We start from the raw sequence: 22129 nt of genomic DNA, 5'->3' as shown, positions 1-22129 counted from the left end.
TGCTCCACGGCCGGCTGCCCGACGGTCAACGGCCACAGCATCACCGCCTGCGGCGTCACGGACGACCAGTGGTTCGCCATCTGGTTCGACCACGGCGACGAGACGGTCGCCTATGTCTCCCGCACCTGTGCGACGTCCATCATCTGACGGTCGCTACGCCGGCGCGCTGGATGCGGCTGCGGTCGGCACCTTAGGCAGCCGAACTCCACTGCCAGGAGTGTCGAGTTACGTATCCATGCTCTCCATCTCATGGACGACGCACCCTTCCCCGGGGGGACCCTCGCGCCGTCAGGAGTCCGTGAAGGCCGCCACCACGAGGTCCGTCAGGAGGCGGCCGGCGGAGCCGGCCGGGTCGAGGTCGGGGTCGTAGATGGTGATGTTGAGGCCCACGCAGCGCGGGGAGCGGATCAACGGGCGCAGGAGCGCGGTCAGTTCGTCGGGGAGCAGGCCGTCGGGGTCGGGGCTGTCGACGGCCGGCATGACCGTGGGGTCGAGGACGTCGGCGTCGAGGTGGACCCAGAAGCCGTCGAGGGCGTCGTTCTCCAGGCTCAGGGCGGTGGCGGCGGCGACGTCCGCCGGGCCCCACTCGCGCAGCTCGGAGACGGTGACGACCGGGATCTTCAGTTCCCGCAGCTCGGCCACGTCCTCCTCGAACTCGTCGCGGATGCCGAAGAGTCGTACGTCCTCGTCGCGCATGTACGGCCGGCGGCCTTCGAGGTCCGTGAGGTCGTCCTGGCCCCGGCCGGTCGCCAGCGCCAGCTCCTCGCCGCCGGCCGCGCCGATCCGGTCGGAGTTGCCCGGGTGGCGGAAGTCGTGCGAAGCGTCGATCGCGGCGAGACCGTACCGCCCGAGCCGGCGCAACGCGAGCGCGGCGCCGAGCTGGATGGAGCAGTCGCCGCCCAGGACGAGTGCGAAGTCCCCCGCCTGGACGTGGTGCTGGATCCGGTCCGCGAGCTTCGGGGTGTACGCGGCGAGCGCGGCCGCGTTGAAGACGCCGTCGCCCTCCTGCCAGTCGCCCCGGTCGTACCGGGGCGGTACGACGACCCCGCCCTCGTACGCGCCCAGGCGCTGTACGATCCGGTTCTCGCGCAGCGCTCCCGCCAGCTTGTAGCAGCCGGGGACCGTCCCCGGGGCCGGCGGGCGCAGGCCGAGGTTGGACGGGGCGTCGATGATCACGATGTTCCGCATGCGGCCATCCAAGCCGCCGAAGCGCGTTGGATCAATGGGCCGTTCGCCCGGTCCGCTCGGCGCCCGGCTCGCCCCGCGTCAGCCGCCGTACAGCCAGCTGTCGAAGTCGGCCGCGTCCACCAGGTGGTACAGACCGTACGGGCCGGGGAACAGGACCAGGCCGAGCACCCCGAGCCGGACGAGGCTCGGGGCCATGATCGTGAGGGCCTCGGTCTGGCCGGTGATCGTGCGCAGGTCACGCCAGCGCCGTACATCGCGCATGCAGGCCGACCAGAAGTACAGGCCGATCAGCAGGGACCCGCCTCCCCAGATCAGCCCGAGCCCGGACACCACGGCGAGATACGACATGCGCTCGCTGTGGTCGGGCACGAAGAACATGCCGACCGCGGCGACGACATTGGCCGCGAGGCCGTACAACGCACCGCGCAGCACCACCTCCCAGAACCGCAGCCGCGGCAGCAGCACACCGTCCTCGTCCCTGGTTCGCAGGGTCCCCGCGCCGGGGCTGTTGCTGTCGCCGGCCGACCTCGCGGCCCGGTTCTGCGTCGAAGCCATATCCGTACGCTATGCCACGGCCGCGCCGCGCCCGGATCTGGGGCAGGCGCGCCCCGTGCGCCCCCAAAGCCCTTGATCCGACACGTTGACAGCTCCGCTCGCGCTTCCAGATACTGACTGATGGTTCAGTCAGTATCTCCGTTGCCGTACCTGGAGGCACCATGTCCGACCTCCCCACCGAGCTGGTTCCGTTCACCCCCGAGCAGCGTGGCATCGTCGAGCTCACCCGGGCCTTCGCCCGTGACGAGATCCGCCCGCGGGCGCGTGCCGTGGACGAGGCCGACGTCGAGACGCCGTGGGACCTGTGGCACAAGGCCGCCAAGGTCGGCATCACCGGCTTCATGCTTCCCGAGGAGTACGGAGGCGGCGGCTCCACCGACGTCTTCACGCAGTGCCTCGTGCAGGAGGAGCTGTGCGTCGGCGACCTCGGCATCGGCAATCTGCTCTGCTCCAACGGCTTCTTCGCCGACCCGCTGCTCGAACTCGGCACCGAGGAACAGAAGCGGACCTGGCTCACCCCGCTGACCGGCCCCGACACCCCGATGACCGCCCTCGCCACCACTGAGCCCGGCGCCGGCTCCGATGCCGCGTCCATCGTCACGACCGCGACCCGGACCGACGGCGGCTACCTGCTCAACGGCCAGAAGGCGTGGATCTCCAACGCGGGGGAGGCCGAGCAGTACGTCGTCTTCGCCAAGACCGACCCGGCGCAGCGCGCCCGCGGCGTGACCGCGTTCCTGCTGCGCAAGGACACCCCCGGCGTCACCTTCGGGGAGCCCATGCGGAAGATGGGCCAGCGCGCCATCGTCTGCCGGGAGATGTTCTTCGCCGATGCCTTCGTGCCGGAGGAAAATCGTCTCGGCGACGAGGGGCAGGGCTTCCACGGGCTCATGCGGACCTTCGACGTCTCGCGCGCCGTGCTCGGCGCGGCGGCGACCGGAGTGGCCAGGGCCGCCTACGAGTACGCCCGCGACTACGCGCGCACCCGGCAGCAGTTCGGCAAGCCGATCATCGAGCACCAGGCGGTCGCCTTCCGGCTGGCCGACATGCGGACCCGCATCGAGCAGGCGCGCCTGATGACCTGGCGCGCGGCCAAGCGGCTCGACGCGGGCCTGTCCGCCACGACCGAGGCCGCGATGGCCAAGCTGACGGCGTCGGAGACGGCCGCGTACTGCACCTGGGCCGCCGTGCAGACTCTCGGCGGCTGGGGCTACTCGCGCGAGTACCCGGTCGAGCAGTGGATGCGGGACGCCAAGCTGGAGGAGATCGAGGAGGGCACCTCGGACATCATGCGGCTCGTGATCGCGCGGGGGCTGTGATGGGGACGGCTCACCCGCGGGGCGAGGCTGCGACGACCGGTGGCCAGGCGGTCGTACGGGCGCTCGCCGCGCATGGCGTCACCGACGCCTTCGGGATCCCCGGCACGCACAACCTGGAGATCTACCGACACCTCCAGGCCTACGGCATCAGGCATGTGACGCCTCGTCATGAGCAGGGGGCGGGGTACGCGGCCGACGCGTACGCCCGCGTGTCCGGCCGGCCCGGCGTCGCGATCACCACGACCGGACCCGCGCTGCTCAACATCGCGGCCGCGGTCGGCCAGGCGTACTCGGACAGCGTGCCGCTGCTCGTCGTCTCGCCCGGCATGCCGCTGCGGCACCCCCGGCAGTCCACCGGGCTGCTGCACGAGATGCGCAGCCAGAGCGAGGCGCTGCGCGGGGTCGCGGCCTTCAGCCACCGGGTGTCGTCCGTGGCCGAGATCGGCACGGCCGTGGCGCGGGCCTTCACCCTCTTCCACACGGGCCGGCCGCGTCCGGTGCACATCGAGGTGCCGCTGGACCTGCTGGAGACCGTGGAGTCGGCGGGCGGTACCCGGCTGGCGCCTCCGGCCGCGCGGCCGGAGCCGGACACTACCGCGGTGGGGGAGGCGGCGAGCGCGCTGCGTTCGGCGAGTGGGCCCGTCCTGGTCCTCGGCGGAGGCGCGCGGGCGGCGGCCGCGGAGTGCCTGGCGCTCGCCGAGGAGCTGGGCGCGCCGGTGGTGACCACGGCCAACGGCAAGGGCGTGGTCGACGAGCGCCACCCGCTGTCGCTGGGCGTCTCGCTGCACAGCCCGGCCGTGCAGAAGTGGCTCGCCGAGCGGGACGTGATCCTCGCCGTCGGGACGGAGCTGGCCGAGTCCGACGTCTGGGGCCCTCTGCCGCCTCTGACGGGCACGCTGATTCGGGTCGATGTCGACCCGGCCCAGATGTATGCGGGACTTCAGGCGGACGTACCGCTGGTCGGCGATGCGGCAGTTGTGCTGGGTGGGCTGCTTCACGCCTGCCGTGGACGGGATGGGGAGGCCGGGGAGGCCGCTGAGGCCACGGCCACCACCACCGTCACCGCCCTCCGCGCCGCCCGCGACGACGAGACCCGTGCCCGCGACGCCCGTTGGGTCCCGTACCTCCGAGCGATGCGCCGCGTGCTCGCCGCAGACGCCGTCATCACCTCCGACAGCGCCCAGTGCTGCTACTACGGAGCCCTGCCCCACCTCCCCGTCGGCCCCGAAGGCCGGTACCTGCACCCCACCGGCTTCGGCACCCTCGGGTACGCCCTGCCCGCCGCGATCGGCGCGAAGACCGCGTACCCCGAGCGGCAGGTCGTCGCCCTCAGCGGCGACGGCGGCCTGCAGTTCTCCGTGCAGGAGCTCGCCACCGCCGCGCAACTGGACGCGCCCCTCCCCGTGGTGGTCTTCGACAACGGCGGCTACGGCGAGATCCGCGAGGAGATGGCCGCCCGCGGGGACACCCCCACCGCCGTCGACCTGCCCGCCGTCGACCTGCCCGCGCTGGCCCGCGCCTACGGCGGGCACGGCACAGTGGTCCGCTCGCCCGAGGAGCTCGCCCGCGCCCTGGCCGAAGCCCTGGCCACCCCCGGACCGACCATCGTCACCGTCCCCGAGGAGACGAACCGATGAACTCCCTGCCGACCCCGACCCCGACCCCGAACCCGACCCCGAACCCCCCGATGACGACGTCCATCCCCACCCCCCTCATCTCCCTCACCTGGACGGACCACGTCACCGGCCGTCAGGGCCACCTCGTGATCGACCGCCTCGTGCGCGGCGTGTCCAGCGGCGGGCTGCGGATGCGCGCCGGCTGCACCCTCGAAGAGGTCGCCGGACTGGCCCGCGGGATGACGATGAAGGAGGCGCTGCACTACAACACCGAGGGCCGGTACGTCCCCCTCGGCGGTGCCAAGGGCGGCATCGACTGCGACCCGCGCGACCCCGAGGCGTACGGCATCCTCGTCCGCTACCTGCGCGCGATGCGGCCGCACATCGAGCGCTTCTGGACCACCGGCGAAGACCTCGGCCTCACCCAGGACCTCGTCGACCGGGCCGCCGCCGAGGCCGGCCTGGTCTCCTCGATCCAGGCCGTCTACCCGCTGCTCGACGACGAGGCCGCCGCCCGCCGACGGCTCGCGGACGCGTTCGCCGTGGAGGTGGACGGGATAGGGCTCGACGAGTTGGCGGGCGGCTGCGGCGTCGCCGAGTCGGTCCTCACGGCGCTTGATCGGGCCGGCGTCCCCCACGCAGGGACGCGGGTGGCGGTGCAGGGCTTCGGGACGATGGGCGGCGCGACCGCTCGCTTCCTCACCGACGCCGGGCTCAAGGTCGTCGCCGTGGCCGACGTCAAGGGGACGATCGCCAGCCCGGCGGGCCTGGACGTCGAAGCGCTGCTCGCCGCCCGCGACCCGTACGGGACGGTGGACCGCACCGCGCTGCGGGCCGGTGACGTCGAACTGCCGGGCGACGCCTGGCTGTCCGCCGACGCGGACGTGCTGATCCCGGCGGCCGTCTCGTACGCGATCGACGCGGACAACCAGGCCGCGATCACGGCCCGTTGGATCGTCGAGGCGGCGAACATGCCGGTGCTGCCGGAGGCGGAGGAGCTACTGACGGCCCGCGGCATCGCCGTACTGCCGGACGTCGTCGTCAACTCCGCTACCAACGCCTGGTGGTGGTGGACGCTGTTCGGCGACATCGGCGCGGACGCGAACGAGGCCTTCGCCCACATCCGGCGCTCCATGCGAGCTCTGGTCGAGCAGGTCCTGGCACGGGCCGAGCGCGACGGGACGACCCCGCGGGTCGCCGCGCACGGCGTCGTCGCGGACCGGCTGCCGCTGATCGCCGAACGCTTCGGTTGGTACGCATGAGCCCCGACGCCGTCGACGCGCGCGACGCCCCCCACGCACGCCCAGCCCCCACCGCCCCCCACGCCCTGGACACACTCTTCGACCCACGCTCCGTAGCCGTCGTCGGAGCCTCCGCCAACCCCGCCAAGTGGGGTTACTGGCTGGCCTCCGGCGCCCTCGCCGGGCGCGCAAGGCGCACGGTCCACCTGGTCAACCAGCGCGGCGGCGGCCTCGACGGCGTGCCTTTCCTGCCTGACCTGGGCTCCCTGCCGAGCGCCCCCGAGCAGATCGTGGTCGCGGTGCCGCCGCAGCAGGTACGGCCCGTCGTCGTCGAGGGACTCGCGGCCGGCGCCCGGTGCTTCACCGTGATCACCTCCGGGGGATCCGACCCGGCCGAGGAACACGAGCTCGCCGCGCTCGTCACCGCGCACGGCGGACGGCTGCTCGGCCCCAACTGTATGGGCGTCGTCGACACGACCACCGAACTCAGGCTCAGCTGGGGCGACTTCCCGGCCGGCTCGGTGGGCCTGGTGTCGCAGAGCGGCAACCTCGCGCTGGAGATCGGTCGACTGCTGGCCCGGGCCGGGCAGGGCTTCTCGCGGTTCGTTTCGCTCGGCAACCAGCGCGACATCGACGCGGCGGACGCGCTCGACGCGCTGATCGCGCACGAGGCGACCCGCGTCGTGGCCGCGTACGTGGAGGACTTCCGCGACGGGCGACGCCTGGCCCGCACCCTGGCCGCCGCCCACGCCGCCGGCAAGCCCGTCCTCCTCCTGACCCTCGGCCGCAGCGACGCCTCCGGCCGCGCCGCCGCCTCCCACACGGGCGCCCTGGTCAGCGCCCGCGCCGTGGTGGAGGCGGTCTGCCGCGATACGGGCGCGCTACTCCTGGAGTCTGCAGGTGAACTGGTCGACACGGCAGTGTTGTTGACGGCGGCGGGGGAGCGGCTCGGGAGGGTGGGGGCGGGTGCTGTCCGCGGCGGAGAGGCCGCAGAGCCATCGGCCGCAATGCCGGCCCTGCGCGTCGCCGTGGTCGGCGACAGCGGCGGGCAAGGAGCCCTGGCGGCCGACACGCTGGCGGCCCGCGGGCTCGACGTCCCCGTCCTTGACGAGGCCACCCGCGACGCGGTCGCCGCGCATCTGCCCGGCAGGCGTGGCGGCGGCAATCCGGTCGATCTCGCGGGGGCCGGGGAGGCCGATCTCCGGACCTACGCCCGGATCACTCGGGCGCTCCTCGACGGCGGCGACACCGACGCCACCGTCCTGACCGGCTACTTCGGCGACTACGCCACCGCCAACCCCGACCAGGCCCGCCAGGAGTGCGAGGTCGCACGGGAGTTGGGGGAGGCCGCGCGAAATGCCTGCCGGGTGCTCGTCGTGCACACCATGGCCCGGGACACCCCCGCACTGACGGTGCTCCGCGAGCACGGCGTACCCGTCTACGAACGCATCGAGCAGGCCGCGACCGCTCTGGCGCACGCGGCTCGGCTGCAACGGGGGACACCGCAGCCACCGCCCCCGCTGCCGCCCCGTTCGCCCGCCCGCCCCCTCGCGGACGGGGACTACGAGACCGTGCGCGACCTCCTCGCCGCGCACGGACTCGACTTCCCCGCCGCCGAGTTCGTCACCACCGCCGACGGGGCGGTCGACGTAGCCCGCCGCCGCACCGGATACCCGCTCGTCCTCAAGGCGATGGGCCTGGCGCACAAGACCGAGGCCGGTGGCGTCGCCCTGGGCATCGGCGACGAGACCGAACTGCGTGCGGCCTTCGCCCGAATGCGCGCGGCGACCGGCGCGACGCGGTACGCGGTGGAGCGGATGGTCGCCCACCCGCACTCCGTCGAGCTGATCGCCGGAGTCCGGTACGACCCGGCGTTCGGCCCCGTCGCCATGGTCGGCCTCGGCGGCGTCACCGCCGAACTGCTCGCGGACACCGCGCTCGCCCTCGCCCCGCTCACCCCGCGCCGCGCCCGCGACCTGCTGCTCTCGCTGCGGCACGCACCCCTGCTCACCGGCTGGCGCGGCGCACCCGCCATCGACCTGGACGCTGCCGCCGACGCCTTGTGCGCCCTCGCACAGGCCGCCGCCGAACACCCCGAGATCACCGAACTCGAAGTCAATCCGCTGCTCGTCCACCCGGGCGGCGCGGTCGCCCTCGACGCCCATGGAGTGCTGACATGACCCTGGAATCCATGACCGTGGGACCCGCATCCCTGGAATCCGCGACCGTGGCATCCGGCCGCTTCGCGGGCCGTACGTACATCGTGACCGGCGGCGGGAGCGGCATAGGTCGCGCCATCGCCCTCGCGCTCGCCGGCGAAGGAGCGCGGGTCGCCGTCGCGGGCCGTACCCCGGAGCGTCTTGAGGAGACCGTCGCCCTGGTCGAGAAGGCCGGCGGCGAGGCCCTCGCGGCGCCGACGGACGTACGGGACCCCGAGGCCGTGGACGCGCTGGTGACCGCGACGGTCGAGCGCTTCGGCCGCCTGGACGGGCTGGTCAACAACGCGGCCGGCAACTTCGTCGTACCCGGCATCGACCTGTCCCCGGGCGGCTGGCGCGCGGTCGTGGACATCGTCCTCAACGGCTCGTACTACTGCACCCGCGCCGTCGCGCGCAGGCTGCGCGAACAGGGCACACGCGGCTCGATCCTCTCCGTGATCGCTACGTACGCCTGGCACGGCCACCCGGGCACCGTCCACTCGGCCGCCGCCAAGGCGGGCGTCCTGGCCATGACGCGGACCCTCGCGGTGGAACTCGCCCCGCTGGGCATCCGGTTGAACTGCATCGCCCCGGGCCCGACGGAGACAGCCGGCGCCGGCGCGGCCCTGTGGGCCACCGAGGAGGCCCGCGAGGAGGTCCTTGCCACGGTCCCGTCAGCCCGGTTCGCCGACCCCGCGGAGATCGCGGACGCGTCGCTGTTCCTGCTGGGCGACGCGGCGTCGTACGTGACGGGGGAGTGCCTGACGGTGGACGGCGGCCAGTGGCTGGGCAAGCAGGTGTACGGCCGTACGAGCGCCTAGGCGACCCCGCCCTCCTGAACCGCCCGCTGTCCCCGGTGCCGCACCGGGACAGCGGGCGGACCGCGTCGGAGGCGCCCCTTATTCGTTTGCCGCCCTCGAATCCCCCGCCTACCGTCACGCCTCATGACGACCTCCACGCTGCGCACCGAGCGCCTTCTCCTGGAGCCCTACCGCCCCGGGGACGAGGAGGACTTCGTCGCGCTGTTCGCGGACGAGAGCGTCGTGCGGTGGATGGGGAGCTCCCCGCAGAGCGAGGCGGACGTACGCGCCCTGTTCGGGCGGATCTTCACCAAGGTGTACGCGCAGGACCTCTTCGACGTCTGGGCGGTGCGCCAGGACGGCCGGTTCGTCGGGCATGCCGAGATCAAGCGATCGGACGACGTGGGCGGCGGCCATGAGCTCGTCTACGCACTCGCACCCGGCAGTTGGGGCACCGGCCTGGGCACGGAGATCGCCCGGGCGGTGGTGGGCTACGGCTTCGACGTCCTCGGTCTGCCGGAGGTGCACGCGACGGTGGCCGAGGAGAACCAGGCATCCCTGGTGCTCCTCGGCCGTCTCGGCTTCCGTCATGTGCGGGACATCCGCGAGGACGACGGCGCCGTCACCCGCGTGCTGACTTTCGGCCGCCCCGCCTGAGCCTCGGCTCAGTTCTTGGTGCGGCGGGTCTTCGCGCCCAGGGCGTAGAAGACGAGGCCGATCACCGTGATGATCAGCAGCGGCACGACCTGGCTCAGGGTGTACGCGAGGCGCTGGCCGGCGAAGGCCTCCGGCAGTGAGTCGGCGGCGGAGCCCTCCGTGCCGAACCAGCCCACGCCGAAGCCCGGCCAGATCAGCACGACCACGGTGAAGGCGACCAGGCCGGTCGACAGGGCGGTGACGGTCCACGCGCCGAGGCGGCCGCCCGGGACGGCGTACGGGCGCGGGGTGTCCGGGTACTTGCGGCGCAGTGCCAGCAGGCTCGGGAACGTGATCACGTACGAGATGAACGTGGTGCAGATCGTCAGGCCCAGGCCGGCGGCGAAGTACTTCTCGCCGTCGCCCTCCGTGAGGTTGAGGGCCACCACGAGCAGGATCGAGGCCAGGACCGCGGAGAGCAGGTTCACGCGCACCGGGGTGCCGTGCTTCTCGGAGATCGTGCCGAGCCAGGCCGGCCCGGCCCCGTCCGCGCAGGCGACGGCCTGGGCGCGGTGCGCGCCCATCGCCCAGGTCACGCCGGAGGTGAGCAGGCCGATGATGAGGCCGGCCGCGGCGACGCCGCCGAAGACCGCGCCCGCGCCGGTGAGGGTCACCGTGCCGTCGGCCGCGATGGAGCCCCCGTACACCGTGAACACGGCCTTGCAGGCGTCGATGAAGCCGCCCAGGCTGCCGATCCGGTCGCCGGGCAGAACGAAGAGGATGCCGAGGATCGGGCCGCCGTACAGCAGCAGCGCCGCGAAGCCGGAGCGGAGGATGGAGAGCGGGATGTCGCGGCGCGGGTTGCGCATCTCCTCGGCCGCGGAGCTGGGCAGTTCGAAGCCGACGTAGTTGAAGATCAGGACGGGGACGAGGGCGACGAAGCCCGCGTACGTCGGCGTGAACTCGTCCATGGGAAGCGCGTGGACACCGTTCTGGAGGGCGAACACGACGACGGAGACGAGGAAGAAGCCCAGCAGCACGATGCGCGCCACCGCTCCGGCGATCGGCACCCACTTGCCGACCCGCACCGACTGGACGACCGCGAGCGCGCCGCCCCAGATGAAGACGAGCCCGGCGACGTACTTCCACAGCCCGGGCAGCGGGGTGAAGAACTCCTCCCACGTGGTGAGGGCGATGATGCACAGACTGCCGCCCACCCAGACCGGGTTGGAGATCCAGTACATGATCTGGTTGAGGCCCGCGGTGAGCCGTCCGAAGGCGAGCCGGGTCCACACGTACGGGCCGCCCTGGACGGGGAAGGCGGAGCCGAGTTCGGCGACCAGCAGGCCGTAGGGGAGGAAGAACAGCACCGCGAGGATGGCCATCCAGGTCAGTCCCTGCGGGCCCTGGGCCGCGACCGACCCGATCGTGTCGAGGCCGACGAGGGTACAGATCAGGAACAGCAGCACGTCGAAACGCCGCAGTTCCTTGCGAAGCCGGCTGCGCTGTTCGCTCCAGCCCTCGGAGAGGTCGGGGGTCTCGGGGGCGGGCTCTCGGTCCCTGCTTGCGGTGACGGGTGCTTGGGTCACTGGGCGGACTCCTACGGCGGCACGGGGGAGGGTCTCGTACAGGAGCGGCACGTCATTTGACTGAACGGCCAGTCAGTAGCCAGCACTGTGAGCCCGGCCACACGGCACTGTCAAGAGCTGTGTAGGGTGAAGCGGTGGCCAGAGTCCGGTTGAGCGTGGAGGAACGGCGGGCGGAGATCCTGCGCGTCGCCGTCGAGCAGATCGAGGCCCGAGGCGTCAGCAATGTGCGCATCGCGGACGTCGCCTCGGAGCTCGGAATCAGCAGTTCCCTTGTGCTGTACCACTTCTCCACCAAGGAGTTGCTCGTCGCCGAGGCGTTCGCCCACGCCGCGCAGGGCGACCTCGCGCACCTGCGCACGCTGCTCGGCAAACCCCGCACCAGCGCCACGCGCCGACTCCGCTCGGCGGTGCGCTGGTACGCGCCCACCGGGCAGGCCAAGGGCTGGCGGCTGTGGATCGAGGGCTGGGCGGCCGCACTTCGTGAACCCGCCCTGCGCAAGGTCACCCACGATCTCGACCAGCAGTGGAAGGCCGCGATCGCCGAGGTCGTCGCGGAGGGCGTGGCGGCCGGCGAGTTCGTCTGCGACAGCCCCGCCGACGCGGCATGGCGGCTGACCGCGCTCCTCGACGGACTGGCCGTCCAAACGACCTCGTACAAGGGGCCGCTCGGCCGCGCCACGATGCTGGAGTGGGTGGACGAGGCGCTGGTACGGGAACTGGGCATCGACCGCGAAGCTCTGACGGCGGCGCGCTGACCCTGCTTTCGCCACACGGCATGTATTCCGGCTGTCGCAACCATTGACGTGCCCGTCAGTGTTGCCCCATCCTCTCGGGCCATGGAGAGACAGAGCGGAACGCATCTGATCGAATCCGAGGTCGTCGTCGTGGGCGGCGGGTACGCCGGACTGGCCGCGGCCCTCCGACTGCACGACCACGCCGTCGACTTCACCTTGGTCGAAGCCGCCGACCGGGTCGGCGGACGGGTCCTCACAGAGATCCGACCTGACGGCGTGACGCTCGACCACGGCGGCCAATGGGTCGGCCCCACACAGACACACCTCGTCGAACTCGCCGCACGCTTCGCCTGCCCGACCTTCCCGACCTGGGAGAAGGGCAGCCACATCGAGGTCTGGCACAACGGTGCCACCGTCCCGTACACGGGCGCCGCGCCAGCTAGGGGGCCGGGCATCGCCGCGTACGAACGCGTCACCGCGCTCCTCGACGAACTCGCCCGCACCGTGGACACCGTCCGGCCCTGGCGCACGGCCCGCTTCGCCGAGTGGGACGCCATGACGGCGCAGTCCTTCTTCCACGACGAGACCGTCGACGCGGACGCGCGACGCCGACTGGCTCTCGCCGTCCAGGGATTGTGGTGCGCCGAGCCCGACGAGATCTCTTTCTTCCACGTGCTGTTCTACATCGCCGCGGCCGGCGGCTTCGAGCCGCTGATGGAGACCCGCGGCTGCGCCCAGGACAGCCGGTTCGAGGGCGGCGCGGCCGCCCCGGCCCGCGCGGTCGCGGGCCTGCTCGGGGAGCGCGTCCGCCTCGGTGAGCGGGTGCGGGCGATCGAGTACGACCGGCAGGGCGTCTCCGTCCACACCGGGAACGGAGTGCTCCGCGCCCGCCGCGCGATCGTGGCCCTGCCCCCGCAGGCCGTGCGCGCCGTGGACTTCACGCCGCAGCTCCCGGCCGCCCGGGACGGTTGGCTGTCGCACAGCCCCATGGGGCGCGTCGCCAAGATCCACGCCGTCTACGACACCCCGTTCTGGCGGGAGTCGGGGCTGTCCGGCGTGGCGACTCTGTACGGCGACGAGCCCGTCGGCGTCGTCTTCGACAACTCGCCGGACGACGCCTCCTGCGGCGTCCTCGTCGGGTTCGTGTACGGCGACCGCGTGGACCGCTTCACCGCCCTGGACGAGCCCGCCCGCCGGGCCGCCGCGCTGGCCGGCCTCGTCGCCGTGGCCGGACCGCGGGCCGGCAGCCCGCGCGACTACACGGAGAAACTCTGGACCCAGGACCCGTACGCCCGCGGCGGCTACGAGGCCTACGCGACGCCCGGCGGGTGGAGCGGCCACGGCGAGCACGGCTGGCGCGAGCCGACCGGCCCGGTGCACTGGGCCGGGACGGAGACGGCGTCGGAGTGGAACGGCTATATCGACGGGGCGGTCTCGTCGGGGTATCGGGCGGCCGACGAGGTGGTGGCGGCTCTGCGGGCGGCATCGGGGGGTGGGGGACGATGAGGTCGGGGGAGCGGGCCGGGGGCTCGCCGGGAGCGGTGGATGATGCGCGGGGGGTGGACGATGCGCAGGGGCTGTGTGGTGCCTCGGGGGTCGACGATGTGCAGAGGGCTCGTGGTGCCTCGGCTGTCGACGATGCGCACGATGCGCACGATGCGCACGAAGCGCACGAAGCGCATGGTGCCTCGGCCGTCGACGATCCCCGAGTCGTCGCCGAGCGCGCCCGGCTCGTCGTCCGGTCCGCACCGCTCAGCCAGCGCGCGTTCGCGCTCCGCATCGGCATGGACCCCACCGCGCTGTCCAAGGCCCTGAACGGCAGCCGTCGCCTCGCCGACCGCGAACTTGCTGCGATCGCACGGGTCGGCAAGGTGTCGTTGCGGTACCTGCGTACTGGGCAGGGCCGCCCGCCCGCCGCTCCCGAAAGCCCGGCGGCGCCCGACGCCACGCGGCGTCGGGCCGACGCGCTGGACGCGGAGGTCCGGCGCGCGCAGATCCTGGAGGAGACCGCGCGCCTCATCGCCCGCCGTGGCTTCCACCGTGTACGGGTCGCCGACATCGCCCGCGCGTGCGGCACCAGCACCGGCACGATCCACTACCACTTCCCGACGAAGGGCGACGCCCTGCGCGCCGCGCTGCACCACTACGCCGACCGTCTCCACCAGCGCCTCGAAGCCGAGTTCCGCGGCGCAGACGGGCCGATCGAGAAGCTGCGCCGGCTCATCGAGATCCAGCTGATCACTGGCGACGAGGACCGTGACGAGTGGTCGGTGTGGGTGCAGTCGTGGAACGAGGCGATCCTCGACCCCGCCCTGCGCGAGGGGCAGCGCGACATCTACGCCCGCTGGCGGCAGACCGTACTCGACCTGGTGCACGCCTGCCGGCGCGAGGGGTCGGCCGCCCCGGACGCCGACGCCGAGGCGCTGACCAGCCGGTTCACCGGCCTCGCGGACGGCCTGGCCATCCAGGTCCTCGCGGGGAACGGGGAGATGACCCTGCCGCGGATGCGGGAGCTGCTCCTCGACGCCTTCGAACCGCACATCAGCCTGCGCCCGCGGAGCAGATCATCGCCGCCGGCCAGGCCGACGCCTGTGCGATGACCAGGGCCGGGAGACGCGGTTGGCACGTCATGGAATGGGCATGCCAACTGCGCCACCCACCCCCCTCAAAGGGAGCCGTAGTGAAGAAAAGGCGGTACCTCGCCAAGGGAGCACTGACTCTCGGCAGTTCCCTGGCCCTGCTCATCGCCCTCCCGGGCAGCGCCCTCGCAGCCCCGCCCACGGCCCTCCCGGCCAACGCCGACGGCCTGGAACAGACCTTTCAGCCCGCCTACGACTACGACACCGACGGCTGCTACCCCACGCCGGCGATCGGGCCCGACGGCACGCTCAACGGCGGCCTCAACCCGTCGGGCGCACTGAACGGCCAGTGCCGTGACTCCTGGGACCTCACCAACACCAACGGATACGCGCGCGCCAAGTGCAACAACGGCTGGTGCGCCATCATCTACGGCCTGTACTTCGAGAAGGACCAGGCCGTCGTCGGCAGCAGCCTCGGCGGCCACCGCCACGACTGGGAGCACGTCGTGGTGTGGGTCCAGAACAACCAGGCCCAGTACGTCTCCACGTCCGCCCACGGGAATTTCAACGTCTACGCACGGGACCGCATCCGGTGGGACGGCACGCACCCCAAGGTCGTCTACCACAAGGACGGCCTGAGCACCCACTGCTTCCGCCCCGCGAACTCCAACGACGAGCCGCCCGAGAACCACCAGCACGCCTGGCAGTTCCCGGCGCTGGTCGGCTGGAACGGATACCCCTCCGGCATTCGCGACAAGCTCAGCCAGGCGAACTTCGGCAGCGCGGTCTTCGGCCTCAAGGACGGCAACTTCAACTACCACCTGGAGAAGGCGAAACCTGCGGGAATCCCCTTCGACCCGCACGCCTGAGACGTGTGAGCGCGGGCTGGATGCCGGGAGCGCGTGCCGGCGTCCAGCCTTCCGGGCCGCACGGGAGCGCATCAGGCGTCCGTATGCCCCCACCCGTCACATTCCGGCCAGACCGTGGTGGATTCGGCAAGATGCCGTCACGAACCTGTGAAGTTCCTCCGAGACGCTGGTGCTCACTCCAGCGCATCACGCGCTCTTCGATCGGGGGAACAGCACATGAGCACCGTACCGAGAGTCACCGTCGCCCTCGCCGCACTGTCCGCCCTGTCCGTCCTGACCCTGACGGCCTGCGGCCCGACGGAGGACGGCGCAGCGGGCGCGCCCACGAGCCCGGCGGCGTCCGCCACCCCGACGAAGGCCCCGCTGCCGTCGAAGCCCTCCACCCCCGCCAAGCCCTCCGAGCACGCGAAGTCGCCCAAGCCGAAGAAGCCGGCGGGGTCCCCGGACAAGGGGGGCTCGTCGGACCCCGACTTCGACGTCTTCCCGTGCAGCACGTTCGACGTGAAGTTCACGGCGACCCTGGCGGAGCCCACGACCAGCAGCTACCTGCTGAAGATCACCAACAAGGGCAGCAAGCCGTGCAAGGCCCTCGGCCACCCCGTCGTGACCTTCGGCGACCTGGACGGCCAGGCCACGGAGCGCGGCGCGGCCCCCGGCATCGAGGACGCGATCCGGCTCGCCCCCGGCCAGTCCGCGTACGCCGGCCTGATGGGCGGCCTCAAGGACGGCACGGGGAAGACCGTCAACTCGATCGCAATGACGATGAACACGGAGTCCGACCTCGTACAGACCCCGCTCAAGGCCTCGACTCCCGGCCTGTACGTCTCGTCCGACAAGAACTCCGTGACCGCCTGGGCGACCAACGTGGAGGACGCCCTCAGCTAACTGCGACGCGCCTCGCGCCACATGGCCCGGAGCACCGGACCACCGCCCGGCAGTCGCACCTCGTCGCGCACGGCGAACCCGAAGTGCTCGTAGAAGGGAAGGTTGTCCTCCTTGGAGGACTCCAGATAGGCGGGCAGCCCCGCCGCATCGGCCTTGGCCAGGCCCGACCGCAGCAGAGCTGCCCCCTGGCCCTGCCCCTGCGCGGCGGGGTCGGCGCCGATCAGCGCCAGGTACCAGTGCTGTTCCTGGGGCGTGTGCTCGGCGGCGGCCCCGACGGCGTCCCTGAACAGCCCGGCCCGGTCTCCGAGAATGTTCTGCAGCTCCTGAATGGTCTCCGCATCGGGAACCGCCTTCGCCTGCGCCTCCGGCGGCACCCAGAAGGCCGCCGCGTCCTCGGTGCACTCGCACACGGCGTCGCGCACGTACTGCCGGGTGAAGATCGTGGCGAAGTAGCTGCTCAGCGACGACTCGCGCGAGGAGTCGTCGGGGAAGAACCAGCGCATCATCGGGTCGTCGTCGAAGGCCCGGGCGAGGGAGCGGCTGATTCGTCCGGCATCGTCGATTGCTGCCGTCTTCGGCGTATTCGTGTTCGACATGCGGACATTCTGCATCCGATGATCTTGGTCGAGGATGTCGGGGTGGGGTTCGGGGTTCGGGTTCCGGGGTCCGGGCGGGCCCGCGGCCGCTGTTCGGGGCGGGAGCGGGGCCGCTAGAATCAAGTAGCCCAAAATTCCGTGCAGTTCGGGAAGAGAGACCGGCTGACAAAGGCAACCCAGCGCTCGTGCCAGGGACTGGCGCTGGTGCCGAAGTCGATCCCCCTTCCGAAAGGAGCTTCATGGAACTGGCGGGCTGGGTAACCGTCGTGACCGCTGCGATCGCTGGTGCTTTCACCGTCGTGGGACACCTCGTCGATCAGGTCTCGATGCTCTCCCAAAAGGTGATCATCGCGGTTCGGGCCGTGCGCGAGGTGCGCGACGAAGTGAGGTCCGACCGAGAGTGATCCCCGGCTGCGCCGGGGGACCCCTGGGCCCCTGGCGCAACCACACGCCTGACCTGCGGGTTCTTCCCCAGTGCAGCTCGGCGACGTGCCCGACGTACTCCGCCCCGCGACGTTTCGGGATACTGGCGCGATGCCGCAGTCTCCCCTCGCCGCCGAGCCCGAGCCCATAACGGCCGATCCGCCTCACGCCTGGGACCGCCCCCTGCTCACCCAGTCGTGGCTCGATCTGGCCTTCCTCCACTGGGCCGCCGACCCCGCGGACGTCGCCCCGCTGCTGCCGGCCGGCACGCGGCCGGACACGCTGGACGGGGTCACGTACGTCGGGCTCGTCGCCTTCCGGATGCACCGCGTCGGGTGGTTCCGGCTGCCGGGCATCCCGTACCTCGGCTCCTTCCCGGAGACCAACGTCCGCCTGTACTCGGTGGACGACAACGGTCGGCGTGGCGTCGTGTTCCGGTCCCTCGACGCGTCCCGTCTCATCCCCGTCGTGGTGGGGCGGACGGCGTTCCGCATCCCGTACGTCTGGTCGCGGATGGAGGTCCGCCAGGAGGGGCCCACGGTCACGTACCGCAGCCGCCGACGCTGGCCCGGGCCGCGCGGGGCGCACAGCGACCTCGCCATGCGGGTCGGCGAGCGGGTCGAGGAACCGACCGAGCTCGAGCACTTCCTGACCGCCCGCTGGGGCATGCACAGCGCCTTCTTCGGACGGCCGCTCTACCTCCCGAACGCCCATCCCCGCTGGAATCTGCACCGTGCAGAGCTGCTCCGGTGCGACGAGAGCCTGGTCACCGCCGCCGGCCTGCCCGCACCCGTCGGCGCGCCGGTCAGCGTGCTCTACTCCCCAGGTGTCCCGGTCCGGTTCGGACGCCCGCCCCGTACGCCGGCCGGCATCCCCACCCCCTGAACCGCGCCGTACGGAGCACCGGCCCGTCGGGATGCAGTACGGCCGAGGCGACCTGGTGCCACCCCCGAACGCACGCGGACGGCTGTGTGCGACCTGGCGTTCGGCATGCGTTCACACGACAACCTGTCCGCAGCCGAACGGCGTTGGGGGGCGGCCGGGAATCTCGTCTCGCCCAGCCACCACCCATCCCCAGCTTCCCAGGACGGACACCGTGCTCGAAATAGGTGCTCCCCAGGGGCGTCGTCGCCTCGCCCCACTCCGCCTCGCCGTCGTCGGCACCACGCTTGCCGCGGCCGCCGCCGCGACGCTGTTCGCGCCCGCGGCACACGCGGCGCCGGCCGATGACATCCGCATCAACGAGGTGGTGACGACCGGCAGCGTCGACGACTCGATCGAGCTGTTCAACAAGGGCACGGCCACGGTCGACATCTCCGGCTGGATCCTCAAGGACGACAACAGCAGCTCGAAGTTCACGGTTGCGGCCGGGATGACGCTCGCCCCGGGGGCGGTCCGCGCGTTCGACGTGGACGCGGCGTTCGGTCTGGGCTCCAGTGACAAGGCCCGCCTCTACCTGCCCGACGGCAGCACCCTGGTCGACAGCTTCAGCTGGACCAGCCACTCCGCACCCTCCTGGTCGCGATGCCCCGACGGCACGGGGGCCTTCGGCTCCGCGGCCCTGACCCTCGGCGCGCCGAACGACTGCGGCTCCGGCGGCGGTACGGGCCCGGTGGCCTGGCCCGGCGGCAGCGCCGTGGCGACGGCCGACGGCACCGACGTCTTCGGCTCGGACCTCAGCGGGCTGTACCAGGAGGGCTCCGTGCTGTGGGGCGCCCAGAACTCCGGCAAGCTCTGGCGGCTGGTCCGCGACGGCTCCGGCGGCTGGCGTCCCGACACCGCGAACGGCTGGTCCTCCGGCAAGACCCTGCGCTACCCCGGCGGCACCGGCAGCCCGGACAGTGAGGCCGTCACCCTGACCGACGCGGGCGCGGCGGGCGGCGCGTACGTCGCGACCGAACGCAACGGCGACGCGTCCGGCACCAGCCGGCTGTCCGTGCTCCGCTACGACGTCACCACCGGCACCGGCAGCAGCCTGACCGCCACGAAGGAGTGGAACCTGACGGCCGGCCTGCCGGCCGTCGGCTCCAACCTCGGCTTCGAGGCGATCACTTGGATCCCCGACGCCACCCTGGTCGCGGCAGGCTTCAAGGATGAGTCGACCGGCGCGGCCTACGACCCGAACCGGTACGGCGCGCACACCGGCGGCGTCTTCCTCCTCGGGGTCGAGGGCACCGGCGCCGTCCACGGCTACGTCCTGCAGGACGGCGGGGCCGCCACCCGTGTCGCCACGATCGCCAGCGGCATGTCCGGCGTGATGGAGCTCCAGTGGGAGCCGCAGGCCGCGCGGCTGTGGATGGTCTGCGACAACACCTGCGGCGGGCAGCATCGGACGATGAAGATCGGCGTCTTTGGCAGCTTCGCCCTCGCCGCCGTCCACAACCGCCCGAGCGGCATGCCGGACCTCAACAACGAAGGCTTCGCGCTCGCCGGGGCCGACGAGTGCGTCGCCGGCGCCAAGCCCGTGTACTGGGCCGACGACAGCAACACCGGTGGCCACGCGCTCCGCAGGGGCACGATCAGCTGCTGAGCCCGTAACTCCTCGGGTGCCCGACACGCCAACCCTGTCCGTGGGCTCCGTGTCGGGCGCCTTCCTTCGGCTTCCACAGGAAGCCGAGCTTCGACTGTCCGACCCGCCTGCCATGCTCGGTTCCCATGGATACGGAACAGTTCTGGAGCCTGATCGACCAGGCGCGCGGCAAGGCGCTCGACCCCTCCGACGCCGACGACGTGGCCGAGCAGGCCACCGCCCTGCTGGCCGCGTACGAACCCCAGCAGATCATCGACGCGCAGCAGATCCTGTGGGATCTCATGGCCGCCTCCTACCAAGCCCCTCTCTGGGCGGCGGCCTACGTCATCAATGGCGGATGCTCCGACGACGGCTTCGACTACTTCCGCGGCTGGCTGATCGTGCAGGGCCGCGCGGTCTTCGAGCAGGTGACCGCGGACGCCGACCGCCTCGCCGACCTCCGTGCCGTGCGGGAGGCGGAGAGCGAGGGCATCGACCTGTCGTGCGAGCAGACGCTGAGCATCGCCTGGGACGCCTACGAGACCGTGACCGGCGCCGAACTCCCGAGTGACGCCTTCACGATCACCTACCCCGAGCTCGATCCCGACTGGGACTTCGACTTCGACGACCACGACAGAGTCGCGGCCCGGCTGCCCCGCGTCGCCGCCCTCTACCCGCTCTGAGCGAATGGACGGAGCGCGCGTTCTATACGATGCCGTACAGATGCAGACAAGGCTGAGCCCGTCGACAGGAGAAACACCATGGCCACGGCCCGCACCCCGCGCGGCAAGTGGATCGAGGAAGGGCTGCGAGCCCTGTCCGTCGGCGGTCCGGAGGCCGTACGGATCGAGTCGCTGGCGCAGTCGCTCGGCGTCAGCAAGGGCGGCTTCTACGGGTACTTCGGCAACCGCGGCGCGCTGCTCACCGAGATACTCGACACGTGGGAGCGCGAGGTCACGGACAACGTGATCGAGCGGGTCGAGGCCGGCGGTGGGGACGCCAGGGAGAAGCTGATACGGCTCTTCACGATCGCCGGGTCCGGCGACAGCCCGATGACGGGCACGCCCGCCGAACTCGCGATCCGCGACTGGGCCCGGCGTGACGAGGACGTCGCGGAGCTCCTCCGCCGCGTCGACAACCGACGCATCGCGTACATGCGCTCGCTCTTCGGCGCTTTCTGCCCCGACGAGGCGGAGGTGGAGGCCCGCTGCCTCATCGCCTTCTCGCTGCGCATCGGCAACCACTTCATCGCCGCCGACCACGGCCCCCGCAGCCGCGCGCAGGTGCTGGAGCTGACCAGGAAGTGGCTCCTGAGCTGACGCCCCGCGCCGGCGGGCGCAGGCGCGCCCGACTCACGTGCCCAGGCGCACCCGACTCACCCGCGTCGCGGCTGTACGTGGATCCCCAGTCCGCCCGTCCCGGCCGTCGGCCAGCTGCGAGTCGCCGCGGGCCGCTGGCCCGACGACGCCCAGTTGTCCGCGCTGATCGGCGAACTCTCCATGCAGAGCGCCGAGTTCCGCGCGATCTGGGTGTCGGGCGAGATCGTCATGTGCGCGGCGGGCCGCAAGCGCCTCCGCCACCCGGAGGCGGGGCTGCTCACCTTGGACTTCGAAACCCTCCACGTCCCGGCCGCCCCCGGCGAATCGGGCCTGGTCGTGCACGTCTACAGCCCGCAGGAGAACACCCCGGCCGCCGAGGCCCTCACCCGCCTGGAGGCCGGCCTCTGACGCATGGCCGTCGTGCGGTGCAACGCTCGAATCCGCAGGTCAGCGCCGCTGCGGGCAGGCGGCGGGCGACGGTCGGGTCATCCGATCGGTTGACGCGATGGTCCGCCAGCCCGCCCGCGGCGAGCAGCCGCCGGGTCGACCGGGCGGGGCGCGGGACGGACCCAGGATGGATGTCAGAGCGGGACGGCACGAGGGCCTCCCGGTCTCCGGGAGCTGCTGGTGGCCGCCGCGCCGAGCAGCGACCACCAGCTGACCTTCGCCCGGACGTACGCCGCGGCAGCCCGCTCCGAGGCTGCGATCGCCGACCTCAAGGGTCTGCTCTCCGGCGACCTGGTCTTCGACGGTCTCGACATCGACCAGGACCTGCGCTGGGCGCTCGTCACCGGTCTGGCCGCCTCGGGCACCTTCGGCGAGGCCGAGATCGCCGCCGAGCTCGAGCGCGACAACACCATCTCCGGCCAGGAGAAGGCCGCCGCCGCCCGCGCCGCGCAGCCGACCGCCGAGGCCAAGGAAGCCGCCTGGGAGTCGGTCGTCGTCCGCACCGACGTGGCCAACGAGACCGCCCGCTCGATCGTGCTCTCGTTCCAGCGTGGCGGGCAGGACGAGGTGCTGGCGCCCTTCGTCGACCGCTACTTCGAGGCCGCCGACACCCTCTGGGACCACCT

22 protein-coding genes are annotated in these 22129 nt (G+C 72.1%); 18 read left to right on the top strand and 4 right to left on the bottom strand.

The window, feature by feature from the left end; all coding sequences use genetic code 11:
• Positions 1-288: 288 nt before the first annotated feature.
• Complete coding sequence (locus VIU94_RS07780; RefSeq protein WP_331908969.1) at positions 289-1188, bottom strand: arginase family protein; 900 nt, start codon at positions 1186-1188, stop codon at positions 289-291.
• Positions 1189-1266: 78 nt separating this feature from the next.
• Positions 1267-1743, bottom strand: a complete 477-nt coding sequence (locus VIU94_RS07775) for a DUF6336 family protein (RefSeq protein ID WP_331908967.1) — start codon at positions 1741-1743, stop codon at positions 1267-1269.
• 161 nt (positions 1744-1904) lie between these two features.
• Here VIU94_RS07775 and VIU94_RS07770 point away from each other — a divergent pair, with 161 nt between their 5' ends.
• The 6 genes from VIU94_RS07770 (at position 1905) to VIU94_RS07745 (ending at position 9574) form a co-directional block, all read left to right on the top strand.
• A complete protein-coding gene (locus VIU94_RS07770; RefSeq protein WP_331908965.1) occupies positions 1905-3062 on the top strand; it encodes an acyl-CoA dehydrogenase family protein in 1158 nt (385 codons plus the stop codon).
• The gene (locus VIU94_RS07765; protein WP_331908963.1) at positions 3062-4699 is read left to right on the top strand and encodes a 5-guanidino-2-oxopentanoate decarboxylase; all 1638 of its coding nucleotides are present in this window, start codon (positions 3062-3064) and stop codon (positions 4697-4699) included. Before VIU94_RS07770 ends, VIU94_RS07765 begins: the two co-directional genes overlap by 1 nt.
• 62 nt (positions 4700-4761) lie before the next feature.
• Positions 4762-5940 carry a glutamate dehydrogenase gene (locus VIU94_RS07760; protein ID WP_331908973.1) on the top strand — a complete coding sequence of 393 codons (1179 nt, stop codon included), beginning with the start codon at positions 4762-4764 and terminating at the stop codon, positions 5938-5940.
• Positions 5937-8099, top strand: coding sequence for an acetate--CoA ligase family protein (locus VIU94_RS07755; protein WP_331908961.1), 2163 nt, complete (start codon positions 5937-5939; stop codon positions 8097-8099). Before VIU94_RS07760 ends, VIU94_RS07755 begins: the two co-directional genes overlap by 4 nt.
• Positions 8096-8938, top strand: a complete 843-nt coding sequence (locus tag VIU94_RS07750) for a glucose 1-dehydrogenase (protein WP_331908959.1) — start codon at positions 8096-8098, stop codon at positions 8936-8938. The genes VIU94_RS07755 and VIU94_RS07750 overlap by 4 nt, the downstream gene beginning before the upstream one ends.
• 123 nt (positions 8939-9061) lie before the next feature.
• Positions 9062-9574 carry a GNAT family N-acetyltransferase gene (locus VIU94_RS07745; protein ID WP_331908957.1) on the top strand — a complete coding sequence of 171 codons (513 nt, stop codon included), beginning with the start codon at positions 9062-9064 and terminating at the stop codon, positions 9572-9574.
• Positions 9575-9582: 8 nt separating this feature from the next.
• Here the strand turns inward: VIU94_RS07745 and VIU94_RS07740 are convergent, their stop codons facing one another.
• Positions 9583-11142 (bottom strand): APC family permease, encoded by a 1560-nt coding sequence (locus VIU94_RS07740; RefSeq protein ID WP_331908955.1) that lies wholly within the window; start codon positions 11140-11142, stop codon positions 9583-9585.
• Positions 11143-11276: 134 nt separating this feature from the next.
• Between VIU94_RS07740 and VIU94_RS07735 the strand changes: the two genes are divergently transcribed.
• The 5 genes from VIU94_RS07735 (at position 11277) to VIU94_RS07715 (ending at position 16209) form a co-directional block, all read left to right on the top strand.
• On the top strand, positions 11277-11897 hold the full coding sequence (locus tag VIU94_RS07735) for a TetR/AcrR family transcriptional regulator (protein ID WP_331908953.1): 621 nt from the start codon (positions 11277-11279) through the stop codon (positions 11895-11897).
• Between the two features lie 81 nt (positions 11898-11978).
• Positions 11979-13382, top strand: a complete 1404-nt coding sequence (locus VIU94_RS07730) for a flavin monoamine oxidase family protein (RefSeq protein ID WP_331908951.1) — start codon at positions 11979-11981, stop codon at positions 13380-13382.
• A 53-nt stretch (positions 13383-13435) separates the two neighbouring features.
• A complete protein-coding gene (locus tag VIU94_RS07725; protein ID WP_331908949.1) occupies positions 13436-14476 on the top strand; it encodes a TetR family transcriptional regulator C-terminal domain-containing protein in 1041 nt (346 codons plus the stop codon).
• A gap of 80 nt (positions 14477-14556) precedes the next feature.
• A complete protein-coding gene (locus VIU94_RS07720) occupies positions 14557-15324 on the top strand; it encodes an NPP1 family protein (protein ID WP_331908947.1) in 768 nt (255 codons plus the stop codon).
• A 216-nt stretch (positions 15325-15540) separates the two neighbouring features.
• Positions 15541-16209: a DUF4232 domain-containing protein gene (locus VIU94_RS07715; protein ID WP_331908945.1), complete on the top strand. Its 669-nt coding sequence runs from the start codon at positions 15541-15543 to the stop codon at positions 16207-16209.
• Here the strand turns inward: VIU94_RS07715 and VIU94_RS07710 are convergent.
• Positions 16206-16805, bottom strand: a complete 600-nt coding sequence (locus VIU94_RS07710; protein ID WP_331908943.1) for a GNAT family N-acetyltransferase — start codon at positions 16803-16805, stop codon at positions 16206-16208. The two genes, VIU94_RS07715 and VIU94_RS07710, sit on opposite strands and share 4 nt — an antisense overlap.
• Positions 16806-17044: 239 nt before the next feature.
• Between VIU94_RS07710 and VIU94_RS07705 the strand changes: the two genes are divergently transcribed.
• The 7 genes from VIU94_RS07705 to VIU94_RS07675 form a co-directional block, all read left to right on the top strand.
• Positions 17045-17209 (top strand): hypothetical protein, encoded by a 165-nt coding sequence (locus VIU94_RS07705; RefSeq protein WP_331908941.1) that lies wholly within the window; start codon positions 17045-17047, stop codon positions 17207-17209.
• Positions 17210-17339: 130 nt separating this feature from the next.
• A complete protein-coding gene (locus tag VIU94_RS07700) occupies positions 17340-18113 on the top strand; it encodes a YqjF family protein (RefSeq protein WP_331908939.1) in 774 nt (257 codons plus the stop codon).
• 211 nt (positions 18114-18324) lie between these two features.
• Complete coding sequence (locus tag VIU94_RS07695; protein ID WP_331908937.1) at positions 18325-19758, top strand: lamin tail domain-containing protein; 1434 nt, start codon at positions 18325-18327, stop codon at positions 19756-19758.
• A 125-nt stretch (positions 19759-19883) separates the two neighbouring features.
• Positions 19884-20420: a DUF4240 domain-containing protein gene (locus VIU94_RS07690; RefSeq protein WP_331908935.1), complete on the top strand. Its 537-nt coding sequence runs from the start codon at positions 19884-19886 to the stop codon at positions 20418-20420.
• A gap of 78 nt (positions 20421-20498) precedes the next feature.
• Positions 20499-21056, top strand: a complete 558-nt coding sequence (locus tag VIU94_RS07685) for a TetR/AcrR family transcriptional regulator (RefSeq protein WP_331908933.1) — start codon at positions 20499-20501, stop codon at positions 21054-21056.
• Positions 21057-21137: 81 nt separating this feature from the next.
• Entirely contained in the window at positions 21138-21464 is a 327-nt protein-coding gene (locus VIU94_RS07680; RefSeq protein WP_331908971.1) for an MmyB family transcriptional regulator, read from the top strand.
• Between the two features lie 219 nt (positions 21465-21683).
• The coding region (locus VIU94_RS07675) for an ERAP1-like C-terminal domain-containing protein (protein WP_331908931.1) at positions 21684-22129 on the top strand (446 nt) is incomplete at its 3' end.

The sequence above is a fragment of the Streptomyces sp. genome, assembly GCF_036566765.1.
In the GTDB taxonomy this organism is placed as follows: Bacteria; Actinomycetota; Actinomycetes; order Streptomycetales; family Streptomycetaceae; genus Streptomyces.
The sequence above is the reverse complement of the archived record's forward strand: the minus strand, read 5'-3'. Positions and strand labels throughout refer to the sequence as shown.

Bases quoted from the DNA above. Each gene is read 5' to 3' on its own strand.
- VIU94_RS07780 (WP_331908969.1), bottom strand. From the start codon at position 1,188: ATGCGGAACATCGTGATCATCGACGCCCCGTCCAACCTCGGCCTGCGC.
- VIU94_RS07775 (WP_331908967.1), bottom strand. From the start codon at position 1,743: ATGGCTTCGACGCAGAACCGGGCCGCGAGGTCGGCCGGCGACAGCAAC.
- VIU94_RS07770 (WP_331908965.1), top strand. From the start codon at position 1,905: ATGTCCGACCTCCCCACCGAGCTGGTTCCGTTCACCCCCGAGCAGCGT.
- VIU94_RS07765 (WP_331908963.1), top strand. From the start codon at position 3,062: ATGGGGACGGCTCACCCGCGGGGCGAGGCTGCGACGACCGGTGGCCAG.
- VIU94_RS07755 (WP_331908961.1), top strand. From the start codon at position 5,937: ATGAGCCCCGACGCCGTCGACGCGCGCGACGCCCCCCACGCACGCCCA.
- VIU94_RS07750 (WP_331908959.1), top strand. From the start codon at position 8,096: ATGACCCTGGAATCCATGACCGTGGGACCCGCATCCCTGGAATCCGCG.
- VIU94_RS07745 (WP_331908957.1), top strand. From the start codon at position 9,062: ATGACGACCTCCACGCTGCGCACCGAGCGCCTTCTCCTGGAGCCCTAC.
- VIU94_RS07730 (WP_331908951.1), top strand. From the start codon at position 11,979: ATGGAGAGACAGAGCGGAACGCATCTGATCGAATCCGAGGTCGTCGTC.
- VIU94_RS07715 (WP_331908945.1), top strand. From the start codon at position 15,541: ATGAGCACCGTACCGAGAGTCACCGTCGCCCTCGCCGCACTGTCCGCC.
- VIU94_RS07710 (WP_331908943.1), bottom strand. From the start codon at position 16,805: ATGTCGAACACGAATACGCCGAAGACGGCAGCAATCGACGATGCCGGA.
- VIU94_RS07705 (WP_331908941.1), top strand. From the start codon at position 17,045: ATGGAACTGGCGGGCTGGGTAACCGTCGTGACCGCTGCGATCGCTGGT.
- VIU94_RS07700 (WP_331908939.1), top strand. From the start codon at position 17,340: ATGCCGCAGTCTCCCCTCGCCGCCGAGCCCGAGCCCATAACGGCCGAT.
- VIU94_RS07690 (WP_331908935.1), top strand. From the start codon at position 19,884: ATGGATACGGAACAGTTCTGGAGCCTGATCGACCAGGCGCGCGGCAAG.
- VIU94_RS07685 (WP_331908933.1), top strand. From the start codon at position 20,499: ATGGCCACGGCCCGCACCCCGCGCGGCAAGTGGATCGAGGAAGGGCTG.